Origin of the sequence: Methylobacterium sp. WL116 (assembly GCF_008039455.1) — a bacterium.
Taxonomy (GTDB): Bacteria; Pseudomonadota; Alphaproteobacteria; order Rhizobiales; family Beijerinckiaceae; genus Methylobacterium.
Genome location: NZ_VRUV01000093.1, coordinates 1 through 12,125 on the forward strand (window position 1 = coordinate 1; position 12,125 = coordinate 12,125).

Annotated in this window: 12 protein-coding genes; 7 read left to right on the forward strand and 5 right to left on the reverse strand. The window is 70.3% G+C overall.

The features are described from left to right. Positions 1 to 3: 3 nt before the first annotated feature. Complete coding sequence (locus tag FV223_RS09815) at positions 4 to 765, forward strand: ABC transporter permease (protein ID WP_246689652.1); 762 nt, start codon at positions 4 to 6, stop codon at positions 763 to 765. Positions 766 to 831: 66 nt separating this feature from the next. On the opposite strand, the gene FV223_RS09820 is transcribed toward FV223_RS09815, so the two are convergent. After that, on the reverse strand, positions 832 to 996 hold the full coding sequence (locus tag FV223_RS09820) for a hypothetical protein (protein ID WP_243933661.1): 165 nt from the start codon (positions 994 to 996) through the stop codon (positions 832 to 834). A gap of 448 nt (positions 997 to 1,444) precedes the next feature. On the opposite strand from FV223_RS09820, the gene FV223_RS09825 reads away from it, so the two are divergent. The 6 genes from FV223_RS09825 to FV223_RS09850 all read left to right on the forward strand — a co-directional run bounded on the left by FV223_RS09825 (position 1,445) and on the right by FV223_RS09850 (position 9,499). Beyond that, the gene (locus FV223_RS09825) at positions 1,445 to 1,918 is read left to right on the forward strand and encodes a formate dehydrogenase subunit gamma (RefSeq protein ID WP_147726809.1); all 474 of its coding nucleotides are present in this window, start codon (positions 1,445 to 1,447) and stop codon (positions 1,916 to 1,918) included. A gap of 8 nt (positions 1,919 to 1,926) precedes the next feature. After that, positions 1,927 to 3,486 carry a formate dehydrogenase beta subunit gene (locus tag FV223_RS09830; RefSeq protein WP_147726824.1) on the forward strand — a complete coding sequence of 520 codons (1,560 nt, stop codon included), beginning with the start codon at positions 1,927 to 1,929 and terminating at the stop codon, positions 3,484 to 3,486. Between the two features lie 10 nt (positions 3,487 to 3,496). Beyond that, entirely contained in the window at positions 3,497 to 6,358 is a 2,862-nt protein-coding gene (gene fdhF, locus FV223_RS09835; protein ID WP_147726811.1) for a formate dehydrogenase subunit alpha, read from the forward strand. An 88-nt stretch (positions 6,359 to 6,446) separates the two neighbouring features. After that, entirely contained in the window at positions 6,447 to 6,740 is a 294-nt protein-coding gene (locus FV223_RS09840; RefSeq protein WP_147726813.1) for a formate dehydrogenase subunit delta, read from the forward strand. A gap of 142 nt (positions 6,741 to 6,882) precedes the next feature. Further along, positions 6,883 to 8,538: an OFA family MFS transporter gene (locus tag FV223_RS09845; protein ID WP_147726816.1), complete on the forward strand. Its 1,656-nt coding sequence runs from the start codon at positions 6,883 to 6,885 to the stop codon at positions 8,536 to 8,538. Between the two features lie 58 nt (positions 8,539 to 8,596). Further along, positions 8,597 to 9,499, forward strand: coding sequence for a LysR family transcriptional regulator (locus tag FV223_RS09850; RefSeq protein WP_147726817.1), 903 nt, complete (start codon positions 8,597 to 8,599; stop codon positions 9,497 to 9,499). An 84-nt stretch (positions 9,500 to 9,583) separates the two neighbouring features. On the opposite strand, the gene rpmG is transcribed toward FV223_RS09850, so the two are convergent. The 4 genes from rpmG to FV223_RS09870 form a co-directional block, all read right to left on the reverse strand. Beyond that, positions 9,584 to 9,751, reverse strand: coding sequence for a 50S ribosomal protein L33 (rpmG, locus tag FV223_RS09855; protein WP_147726819.1), 168 nt, complete (start codon positions 9,749 to 9,751; stop codon positions 9,584 to 9,586). Positions 9,752 to 9,898: 147 nt separating this feature from the next. Then, positions 9,899 to 10,573 (reverse strand): NUDIX domain-containing protein, encoded by a 675-nt coding sequence (locus FV223_RS09860; RefSeq protein WP_244033158.1) that lies wholly within the window; start codon positions 10,571 to 10,573, stop codon positions 9,899 to 9,901. 19 nt (positions 10,574 to 10,592) lie between these two features. Further along, complete coding sequence (locus tag FV223_RS09865; RefSeq protein WP_246686381.1) at positions 10,593 to 11,054, reverse strand: DUF983 domain-containing protein; 462 nt, start codon at positions 11,052 to 11,054, stop codon at positions 10,593 to 10,595. A 24-nt stretch (positions 11,055 to 11,078) separates the two neighbouring features. Next, positions 11,079 to 12,125, reverse strand: a 1,047-nt coding sequence (locus FV223_RS09870) for an RNB domain-containing ribonuclease (RefSeq protein ID WP_147726822.1), incomplete at its 5' end; no start/stop codon positions are given.

The following is a 12,125-nucleotide window of genomic DNA, read 5'->3' on the forward strand; positions in this document are numbered from 1 at the left end:
CGCTTGGGCCGGGCCGGCCTCGGCCTCCTGCTTCCGCTGGCGCTGGCTCTGGGCTGGGAGGCGGCGGTCCGTGCCGGCCTGGCGCAGGGGCGGCTGCTGCCGCCGCCGAGCCGAATCGCGGCGACGCTGTGGGAGCTCGCCCGCTCGGGCGACCTGTGGATGCACGTCTCCGCGACGCTGGTGCGCGTCGGCCTCGGCTTCGCGCTCGGCGCGGCGGCGGGGATCGTCGCGGGCGCGCTGACCGCGACCCTGCCGACCCTGCGCCGGCTCGTCGACCCGAGCCTGCAGGCGTTGCGCGCGGTGCCGTCGCTCGCCTGGGTGCCGCTGTTCATCCTGTGGTTCGGCATCCTCGAGACGCCGAAGGTGATGCTGATCGCGGTCGGGGTGTTCTTCCCCGTCTATGTCGGGGTCGCGGGCGCCATCGCCTCGGTCGACCGCAAGCTCGTCGAGGTCGGGCGGATCTTCCGGCTGTCGCGGGCGGCGCAGGTGCGGCGCATCCTGCTGCCCGCGGTGCTGCCGGCCACCGTCACGGCCTTGCGCACCGGCCTCGGGCTCGGCTTCCTGTTCGTGGTCGCGGCCGAGCTGATGGGGGCGTCCGAAGGTCTCGGCTACCTGCTGATCGACGGCCAGCAATTCTCCAAGCCCGAGCAGATCCTCGCCGCGATCATCGCCTTCGCGGTGGCGGGCAAGCTCGCCGACGCTTTGCTGGTCGCGCTCACGACCCCGCTGGTGCGCTGGCAGGACACGGCGCGGGACGCGCTCTGATCACGATCGCCGCGGGACGCGCTCCGACGGAAGACGCGTCGGGTTGCGCGCTCGGGGCGCGTCGCCTCAGTCCTGGTCGGGCTCGTCGGTCTCGGCCCGGTCGCGATCGTGGACCGGGCGCGGGTGCGCCGTCACCGGCGGGAACAGCTCGGCGAGCCCGGCGGCCACCCCGTAGAGCACCGGATCGGACCCGGGCCCGGAATGCGGCGGGTGGAGATCGCTCTTGACCATGGAATTCGTCACCTTCGGCGCCCTATTCATCCCGTTGCCAGCGCCGTCGTAAGCCTGACGGACAGCTCCAAGACTGCCCCTAGGGCTTGTCAAGTCGTGCTTTGGTCCAGGGTTTCATGCCGGCGAAAAGAAAGTTTCGGTGTGCCCGTCGATGGTTGCAGACGAACGTGGGCCGAACCATCCGAGGGTTGAGGCCGGAATGCGAACCGGTAGTTTATTGCACGGCAGCATGACGTGCGCTCCGACGCTCCGTTCTGTTGCGGTGCAGCATGACAAATCGGACGTGTTGAAAATGCCGCGCTCGCGGGTTCGTCCGTAGGGAAGCAGAGGGCCGGACCCTCGATTTCGACAGAAGACCTTTGTCGAGCGACCGATCTGCACGATTGAATGCAATCGGCATTTCTGTTCCAGTCGCCACTTAGAACGGGAACAATCTGGGCAGGAAATCATGCCGCGTTTCGAGCCCTGGGATGCGCAGCGCGCTTCCGGGATCATCGCCGAGCACCGTCACCTGGAAGGCGCCACCCTTCCGATCCTGCACGCGCTGCAGGAGACCTTCGGCTACGTCGATGCCGGCGCGGTGCCGCTGATCGCCGATGCGCTCAACCTGTCGCGGGCCGAGGTCCACGGCTGCATCACCTTCTACCACGACTTCCGCGCCCACCCGACCGGCCGGCACGCGGTGAAGCTGTGCCGCGCCGAGGCCTGCCAGGCCATGGGCTCGGACCGGCTGCACGCCGAGATCCTGTCGCGCCTCGGCACCGGCTGGCACGGCACCACCGCCGACGGGAACGCGACGGTCGAGCCGGTCTACTGCCTCGGCCTGTGCTCCAACGCCCCGGCGGCGCTGGTGGACGGCGAGCCGATCGCACGCCTCACCGCCGACAGCCTCGACGCGGCCCTCAGCGAGGCGCGCGCATGAGCACCCCCATGAGCATCACCCTCTACGTCCCCCGCGACGCCGTGGCCCTCGGCCTCGGCGCCAACCGCGTCGCCCGCGCGCTGTTCTCCGGCGCCGAGCGCCGCGGCCTCGACGTGTCGATCGTCCGCACCGGCTCGCGCGGCCTGTTCTGGCTCGAGCCGATGATCGAGGTCGCGACCCCCGAGGGCCGCGTCGCCTACGGCCCGGTGACGCCCGCCGACGTCGACGCGCTCCTCGATGCCGGCCTGGCGGAGGGCGGCGACCACCCGCTCCGCCTCGGCGACCCGGAGGCGATCCCGTTCCTCGCCCGCCAGCAGCGGCTCACCTTCCACCGCTGCGGCGTGATCGATCCGGTCTCGGTCGACGACTACAAGGCCCATGGCGGCTATCGCGGCCTCGAGGCCGCGTTGCGGCTCGGCCCCGAGGGCACCGTCGGCGAGGTCCGCGAATCCGGCCTGCGCGGCCGCGGCGGCGCCGGCTTTCCCGCCGGCATCAAGTGGAACACGGTGATGCTGGCGCAGTCGCACCAGAAATACGCGGTCTGCAACGCCGACGAGGGCGATTCCGGCACCTTCGCCGACCGGATGATGATGGAGGGCGACCCCTTCAACCTCATCGAGGGCATGACCATCGCTGCCGTCGCCGTCGGCGCGACGCGGGGCTACATCTACCTGCGCTCCGAGTACCCGCAGGCCTTCGCGACGCTGAAAGAGGCCATCGCCAACGGCATCGCGGCGGGCGTCCTCGGCGACGACGTGATGGGCTCGGGCAAGAGCTTCCACCTCGAGGTGCGGCTCGGCGCCGGCGCCTACATCTGCGGCGAGGAGACCTCGCTGCTGGAGAGCCTCGAGGGCAAGCGCGGCATCGTCCGCGCCAAGCCGCCGATCCCGGCGCTGAAGGGCTTCCTCGGCCAGCCGACGCTCGTCAACAACGTGATGACCTTCACGGCGACGCCCTGGATCCTGGAGCACGGCGCCAAGGCCTACGCCGATTACGGCATGGGCCGCTCGCTCGGCACCCTGCCGATCCAGCTCGCCGGCAACGTGAAGCACGGCGGCCTGATCGAGACCGCCTTCGGCATCACGCTGCGCGAGGTGATCGAGGGCTACGGCGGCGGCACCTTCTCCGGCCGCCCGGTCCGCGCGGTGCAGGTCGGCGGCCCGCTCGGGGCCTACTTCCCCGATCATCTGCTCGACACGCCCCTCGATTACGAGGCGATGGCAGCCAACAAGGGTCTCGTCGGCCACGGCGGCATCGTCGTGTTCGACGACACCGTCGATATGGCGAAGCAGGCCCGCTTCGCCTTCGAGTTCTGCGCCACGGAATCCTGCGGCAAGTGCACCCCGTGCCGCATCGGCGCGACCCGCGGCGTCGAGACGATGGACAAGGTCATCGCCGGGATCAGCCCGGAGAAGAACCTCACCGTCATCGCCGACCTCTGTGAGGTCATGACCGACGGTTCGCTCTGCGCCATGGGCGGGCTCACGCCGATGCCCGTGATGAGCGCGATCACCCATTTCCCCGAAGACTTTTCGCGCGCGGGCGACCTGCCCGTCGCGGCGGAGTAGGGAGGCGTCCATGGCCCTCATCAAAGAGATCGACTACGGCACCCCGATCCGCGTCAGCGATCAGACGGTGACGCTGAGCATCGACGGCATGGACGTCACCGTCCCGGCCGGAACGTCGGTGATGGCCGCCGCGATGACGGCGGGCACGCAGATCCCCAAGCTGTGCGCGACGGATTCGCTGGAGCCGTTCGGCTCCTGCCGCCTCTGCCTCGTGGAGATCGAGGGGCGGCGCGGCACGCCGGCCTCCTGCACCACGCCGGCCGAGAACGGCATGGTGGTGCGGACGCAGACCGACAAGCTCGCCAAGCTCCGCAAGGGCGTGATGGAGCTCTACATCTCCGACCACCCGCTGACCTGCCTGACCTGCGCGGCCAACGGCGACTGCGAGCTGCAGGACATGGCCGGGATCGTGGGCCTGCGCGACGTGCGCTACGGCTACGACGGCGACAACCACGTCGTGCCCACCGCCGAGAAGTACCTGCCGAAGGACGAGTCGAACCCGTACTTCACCTACGATCCGTCGAAGTGCATCGTCTGCAACCGCTGCGTCCGCGCCTGCGAGGAGGTGCAGGGCACCTTCGCGCTCACCATCGAGGGCCGCGGCTTCGACAGCCGCGTGGCGGCCGGCAACACCAACTTCATGGAATCCGAGTGCGTGTCCTGCGGCGCCTGCGTGCAGGCCTGCCCGACCGCGACGCTCCAGGAGAAGTCGATCCACGAGCACGGCCAGCCCGAGCATTCGGAGGTCACGACCTGCGCCTATTGCGGCGTCGGCTGCTCGTTCAAGGCGGAGATGCAGGGCACCAAGATCATCCGCATGGTGCCCTACAAGGGCGGCAAGGCCAACGAGGGCCACAGCTGCGTCAAGGGCCGCTTCGCCTACGGCTACGCCACCCACAAGGACCGCATCACCAAGCCGATGATCCGCGAGAAGATCACGGATCCGTGGCGCGAGGTGTCGTGGGAGGAGGCGATCGGCCGCGCGGCCTCCGAGTTCAAGCGCATCCAGGCGACCTACGGCCGGGACTCGGTCGGCGGCATCACCTCGTCGCGCTGCACCAACGAGGAGGCCTACCTCGTCCAGAAGCTGGTGCGCGCCGCCTTCGGCAACAACAACGTCGACACCTGCGCCCGCGTCTGCCACTCGCCGACCGGCTACGGCCTGATGTCGACGCTCGGCACCTCGGCCGGCACGCAGGACTTCAAGTCGGTCGAGCAGTCCGACGTGATCCTGGTGATCGGCGCCAACCCGACCGACGGCCACCCGGTCTTCGGCTCGCGGATGAAGCGGCGCCTGCGCCAGGGCGCCAAGCTCATCGTCGCCGATCCGCGCAAGATCGACCTGGTGAAGTCGCCCCACATCAAGGCGACGCACCACCTGCCGCTGAAGCCCGGCTCCAACGTCGCCTTCATCAACTCGATGGCGCACGTGATCGTCACCGAGGGGCTGATCGACGAGGCCTACGTGCGCGAGCGCTGCGACCTCGCCGAGTTCGAGTCCTGGGCCCGCTTCATCGCCGACGAGCGCCACTCGCCGGAGGCGCAGGCGCAATACACCGGCATCGACCCCGTTGAGCTCCGCGCCGCCGCCCGGCTCTACGCCACCGGCGGCAACGCCGGCATCTACTACGGCCTCGGCGTCACCGAGCACAGCCAGGGCTCGACCATGGTGATGGGCATGGCCAACATCGCCATGGCCACCGGCAACATCGGCAAGCTCGGCGCCGGCGTGAACCCGCTGCGCGGCCAGAACAACGTCCAGGGCTCCTGCGACATGGGCTCGTTCCCGCACGAGCTGCCGGGCTACCGCCACGTCTCGGACGACGCCACCCGCGAGAGCTTCGAGGCGCTCTGGGGGGCCAAGCTCGACAACGCGCCGGGCCTGCGCATCACCAACATGCTCGACGAGGCCGTCGATGGCGCCTTCAAGGGCATGTACATCCAGGGCGAGGACATCGCCCAGTCGGACCCGGACACCCACCACGTCACGTCCGGCCTGATGGCGATGGAGTGCATCGTCATCCAGGACCTGTTCCTGAACGAGACCGCCAAGTACGCCCACGTCTTCCTGCCGGGCGCCTCGTTCCTGGAGAAGGACGGCACCTTCACCAACGCCGAGCGCCGGATCTCGCGCGTGCGCAAGGTGATGCCGCCGATGGGCGGCTACGGCGACTGGGAGGGCACGATCCTGCTCTCCAAGGCGCTGGGCTACGAGATGGACTACAGCCATCCGTCGGAGATCATGGACGAGATCGCGGCGCTGACGCCGAGCTTCGCCGGCGTCTCCTTCGCCAAGCTCGATGAGCTCGGCTCGGTGCAGTGGCCCTGCAACGACAAGGCGCCGATGGGCACGCCGATGATGCATGTCGACCGGTTCGTGCGCGGCCTCGGCCGGTTCATGATCACCGAGTTCGTGGCCACCGAGGAGCGCACGGGGGCGAAGTTCCCGCTCATCCTCACCACCGGCCGGATCCTGTCGCAGTACAATGTCGGCGCGCAGACCCGGCGCACCGAGAACTCGCGCTGGCACGAGGAGGACGTGCTGGAGATCCACCCGTTCGACGCCGAGGTCCGCGGCGTGGTCGACGGCGACCTGGTCTCGCTGGAGAGCCGGTCGGGCGACATCGCGCTCAAGGCGCGTATCACCGAGCGGATGCAGCCGGGCGTGGTCTACACCACCTTCCATCACGCCAAGACCGGCGCGAACGTCATCACGACGGACTTCTCGGACTGGGCGACCAACTGCCCCGAGTACAAGGTCACGGCGGTGCAGGTCCGGCGCACCAACCGCCCGTCGGACTGGCAGGCGAAGTTCTACGAGGAGGACTTCTCGCTCACCCGCATCGCGCAGCAGCTCGACGCGGCGGAGTAGCGGCAGGCTCTTCCCTCCCCCCTCTGCGGGGGGAGGGACACGCGCTGCTCGCGCATCGTTCGGCAACGCAGGCAAGCAAAGGTTTTCGATGAGCGCGCTGACGAGCGACGAGAAGCTGGTGCGAATGGCCAACCAGATCGCGTCCTTCTTCCGGTCCTACCCGGACGACGAGGCGGTGACCGGCATCCACAAGCACGTGGTCGCGTTCTGGACCCCGAAGATGCTCGCGAGCCTCGAGGCCTGCCTGCCGGCGATGGGCGAGCGGGTCGACCCGCTCGTGGTCCGCGCGATGCGCGAGGGCCGGACCGAGGCCGAGAGCCCGGTGCGGTCCGCCACCCGCGATCCGCAGAAGCTCGGCGAAGGTGCGAGCGACGCCGGTTGACGCCGGCGCGGTTTTGTCACGATCGGACGGATGAAACGTCCGACTCGTCGACATCCGCGGATAGTCGCGCTTGAATTCAATCCTTAGAATTCACCTCGATTGACGGCCCGCTCAACAGGGCCGCTTCGGGGGAACTTCACCGATGACCGCACGGACCGCCGACGTCACCTTGCTGCGCGAGCGGCCGACATCCTGGTTGTCGCGCGAATACATCGTCGCGAAACCCGGGTTTAACCGCTGGCTCGTGCCGCCGGCGGCCCTGGCGATCCACCTCTGCATCGGCATGGCCTACGGCTTCTCGGTGTTCTGGCTGCCGCTCTCGCGCGCCCTCGGCATCACCGCGTCGAAGGCCTGCCCGGACATGTCGCTGGCGACCGCGCTGGTGACCACCACCTGCGATTGGCGGGTGGCCGATCTCGGCTGGATGTACACCCTGTTCTTCGTCTTCCTCGGGGCCTCGGCCGCGGTGTTTGGCGGCTGGCTCGAGCGGGCGGGGCCGCGCAAGGCCGGCATCGCCGCGGCTTTGTGCTGGTGCGGCGGCATGGCGATCTCGGCGCTGGGCATCGTCACCCATCAGCTCTGGATGATGTGGCTCGGCTCGGGCGTGATCGGCGGCATCGGCCTCGGGCTCGGCTACATCTCGCCGGTCTCGACCCTGATCAAGTGGTTCCCGGACCGGCGCGGCATGGCCACCGGCATGGCGATCATGGGGTTCGGCGGCGGCGCGCTGATCGGCTCGCCGCTGGCGGCGATGCTGATGGACGCGTTCAAGTCGCCGACCTCGGTCGGCGTGTGGCAGACCTTCCTGGTGATGGCCGCCGGCTACTTCGTGTTCATGATGGCCGGCGCGCTCGGCTACCGCGTGCCGCCGGCCGGCTGGAAGCCCGAGGGCTGGAGCCCGGCGCCGGCCAAGGCGGGGATGATCACCAACGGCCAGGTCCACCTCGACGACGCGCACAAGACCGCGCAGTTCTGGCTGATCTGGGCGGTGCTGTGCCTCAACGTCTCGGCCGGGATCGGCGTCATCGGCATCGCCTCGCCGATGCTGCAGGAGATCTTCGGCGGCCGCCTCGTCGGCGCGCCGGATGTCGGCTTTTCCGCCCTCGAGGCCGGCCAGAAGGCGCAGGTCGCCGCGATCGCGGCGGGCTTCGTCGGGCTGCTGTCGCTGTTCAACATCGGCGGCCGCTTCTTCTGGGCCTCGATGTCGGACAAGCTCGGGCGCAAGACCACCTACGCGATCTTCTTCGCGCTCGGCATCGCGCTCTATGCCGGTGCGCCGTCCTTCGCCGCCGCAGGCTCGCAGGCGCTGTTCGTGCTCGCGTTCTGCGTCATCCTGTCGATGTACGGCGGCGGCTTCGCCACGGTGCCGGCCTATCTCGCCGACATCTTCGGCACGCAGTTCGTCGGCGCGATCCACGGGCGGCTGCTCACCGCGTGGTCGACGGCCGGCATCGTCGGGCCGGTGGTGGTCAACTACATCCGCCAGGCGCAGGTCGATGCCGGCGTCGCCGGCTCGCGCCTCTACGACGGCACCATGTACATCCTCGCCGGCATGCTGGCGCTCGGCTTCGTCGCCAACCTGCTGGTGCGCCCGCTCAAGGCCAAGTGGTTCATGTCGGACGCCGACGTGGCGGCGCTGAACAGCCGGGGCGCGGCGGGGACGATCCCCTCGGGCTCCTTCGGCATCGGCCGCGGCGGCTTCGGCCTGGCGGCGCTCGCCGCCTGGGCCGTCGTCGGCATCCCGATCGCCTGGGGCGTGTGGACGACGCTGGCCAAGGCGCTGATCCTGTTCCGCTGAGCGGGCGCGGTCGGCCGAATGGGTATAGCCTTCCCGGCACGCCGCCGGGGAGGGTGCCATGATCGACAAGCTCGACTTCCTGCTCGCGCTCTCGCGGGAGCAGCATTTCGGGCGCGCCGCCGAGACCTGCGGCGTCACCCAGCAGACCCTGTCGGCGGGGGTGAAGCAGCTCGAGAACCGCTTCGGGGTGCAGCTGGTGCGGCGCGGCTCGCGCTTCCAGGGCTTCACCCCGGAGGGCGAGCGCGTGCTCGAATGGGGCCGGCGCATCGTCGCCGACAGCCGCGCCATGCACGAGGACGTGGCGGGCCTGCGCCGCGGCCTCACCGGGCACCTGCGCATCGCCGCGATCCCGACCGCGTTGCCGATGGTGGCCAACCTCACCACGCCCTACCGCGAGAAGCACCCCGACGTGCGGCTGACGGTGGAATCGACCACCTCGGCCGACATCTTCTCGTTGATCGAGAACCTGGAGGCCGATGCCGGCCTGACCTACCTCGACAACGAGCCGCTCGGCCGGGTGATCTCGGTGCCGCTCTACCGCGAGCGCTACCGGCTGCTGACCGCGGAAGGCGGCGCCTTCGACGCACGCGCCTCGGTGACCTGGGCCGAGATCGGCCGCCTGCCGCTGTGCCTGCTCACGCCGAACATGCAGAACCGGCGCATCATCGACCAGCAGATCCGCGACGCGGGCGGCGAGCCCTCGGCCTCGCTCGAATCGAACTCGATGATCGTGCTGATGACCCATGTCCGCACGCTCAAGTGGGCGAGCGTGATGCCGGCGATCCTCGCCGACGCCCTCGGGCCGATGGTCGGCGTGCGCGCGATCCCGATCGTCGCGCCGGAGCTGGAGCACACGATCGGCCTGGTGGCGCCGCGGCGCGAGCCCTCCACCCCGATGATCACGGCGCTGGTCGCCATCGCGCGGACATTGGCGAAGACGCTCGACGCGCCGGACCTGTAGGAGCGCCGCACCGGCGTGCACGAAAAAGGCCGCCCCGGTCGGGGGCGGCCTCGTCGTCCGATCCGGGCTGCCGGACCGAAACGCTTACTTGATCTTCGATTCCTTGAAGTCGACGTGCTTGCGCACGACCGGGTCGTACTTGCGCTGCGTCAGCTTCTCAGTCTGCGTGCGGGAGTTCTTCTTGGTGACGTAGAAGTAGCCCGTGTCGGCGGTGGAGACGAGCTTGATCTTGACGGTGACGGCCTTGGCCATGGCGGGCGCTCCTGGGGCTTCGCGGCATTCCGCAAGCGCGAAACGCAAAAGGGCCGGGCGTGGCCGGCCGAATACCGGCGGGTGAATGCCCGATCGGGCCGGGGCCGTCAAGGTGGGGACCCGCTCGGGCGCCCCGCGGCCCGAGCCCTACAGCACCGTGCGCTCGCGCCGGCCGCGGCGCTCGGCGTGGAACGGGATCGGGCGGTAGGGCGCGAAGTCGACCGCGACCTGGGCTTCCAGCTCGTCGAGGATCATGCCTGTGATGGTCGGCAGGTCGAGCTTGCGCGCGGCGGCGAAGGTGAACCACGCGAGCTCGGTGAGTTCCGACGCCTCCGAGACCCGGCCCGGCTCCTCGGCGGCGATGGCGCGGCGGTCGACCGTGAAGAAGCGGGTGTCGAAGCGGCGCACGCGCTTCGGCGGCGTGATCGCGCGGGCGACGAAGTGCAGCGCCTCGAGGTCCGGCAGCACGCCGTGGGCGGCGAAGGCCTCCCAGCCGGCCGGCACCTCCTCCGGCGGCCCGTATTCGCGGGTGCCGACGAGCAGGCCGGTCTCCTCGAAGGTCTCGCGGATGGCGGCGAGCGCCAGCGCGCGGCCGAGATGGTGGGGCGGGCGCACCACCTGCCGGGTCAGCGCGGCCTCGGCGTAGTCGGGCAGCGCGCCGGCCACCGGCATGCGCCTGTCGCTCGCCTCGATCCGCCCGCCGGGAAACACGAACTTGCCCGGCATGAAGGCGAGGCCGGCGTTGCGCCGCCCCATCAGCACCTTCGGCCCGCTGCTGCGGCGGTCGAGCACGATCAGCGTCGCGGCGTCGCGCGGGCGCAAGGCCGCGGACGGTTTCGGCTTAGGGCCGGAGGGGGGACGCGCCGTCGAGGCCGGGTCGGTCAAGGTGCGCGTCCTCCGGCCCCGCGTCGGGCTTAGCTCCCGGTAGCGTGGCGAAGCCGTGCATGCCAAGCGCGTATTGCAGCCCGACCACCGCGCCCTTCACCGGCTGGAGCAGCCCGAGCGCCAGCGCCAGCGTCACCACCGGCCAGACGCTGAGCGAGACCCAGAGCGGCACGTCGTAGTTCAGCTCCGATTCGAGGATCAGGTAGCCGATCACGTGGGCGACCACGAAGATCACCAGGTAGGGCGGCAGGTCGTCGGCGCGGTGATGGTGCAGCTCGAGCCCGCACGCGTCGCATTCGGGCCGGACCTTGAGGTAGCGCCCGAAGATCCGGCCCTCCCCGCAATGCGGGCAGCGGCCGACGAAGCCCTGCGCCATCGAGCGGACCAGGCCGGTACGGGTGGGGGGCTCGCGCATCATGCCGTCACCATACACCCTGCCGCCTCATCGGCGCGAGCCGCGGTGACGCGTGCCCGCGTTGCGGATGCCGGCGGGGCGGCCGCTCGGGGCGGCCTTGAAGGCGCGGTCGCCGGGCGCCTGGGTGCCGGAGGCCTTGGTTCCCGCCCGGGTGCGCCCTTCCGACAAAAGGTCGAAGCGCAGCGCGCCGGCGACGGGGGCGGCCTCGACGAGCTTCACCTCGACCTTGTCGCCCAGCCGGAAGGTCTCGCCGGTGCGCTCGCCGACCAGCGCGTGGCGGCCCTCCTCGTGGCGGAAGTAGTCGGCGCCCAGCGTCGAGATCGGCACGAAGCCGTCCGCGCCGGTATCGGCCAGCTTGATGAACAGCCCGGCCCGCGTCACGCCGGCGATCTGGCCGTGGAAGGTCGCGCCGACCCGGTCGGCGAGGTGGTGGGCGATCAGCCGGTCGATGGTCTCGCGCTCGGCCGCCATGGCCCGGCGCTCGGCCGCCGAGATCTGCTCACCGACCTGCGCGAGGTCGGCGGCCGTCACGTCCGGCGAGAGCCCGTCCGAGCCCATGCGCCCGGCAGCGATCAGCGCCCGGTGGACGATGAGGTCGGCGTAGCGCCGGATCGGCGAGGTGAAGTGGGCGTAGCGGCGCAGGTTCAGCCCGAAATGCCCGAGATTCTCCGAGCCGTAGACGGCCTGGGCCTGGCTGCGCAGCACCACCTCGTTGATGAACAGCGCGTGCTCGGTCTCGGCCACCGCCGCGAGGATGCGGTTGAACAGGGCCGGCCGGAGCGCGCCCTCCTTCGGCAGCTTGACGCCGACCGAGGCGAGCACCTCGCCGAGCGCGCGCATCTTCTCGATCGCCGGCTCGTCGTGCACCCGGTAGATCAGCGCCTGGCGCGCGCCCTCGAGCGTCTCGGCCGCCGCGACGTTGGCCTGGATCATGAACTCCTCGATCAGCCGGTGCGCGTCGAGGCGCTCCGGCACGATCACCCGGTCGACCGCGCCGTCCGGGGTCAGCAGCACCTTGCGCTCCGGCAGGTCGAGCGCCAGCGGGCCGCGCCGGTCGCGCGCCTCGCGGAGCGC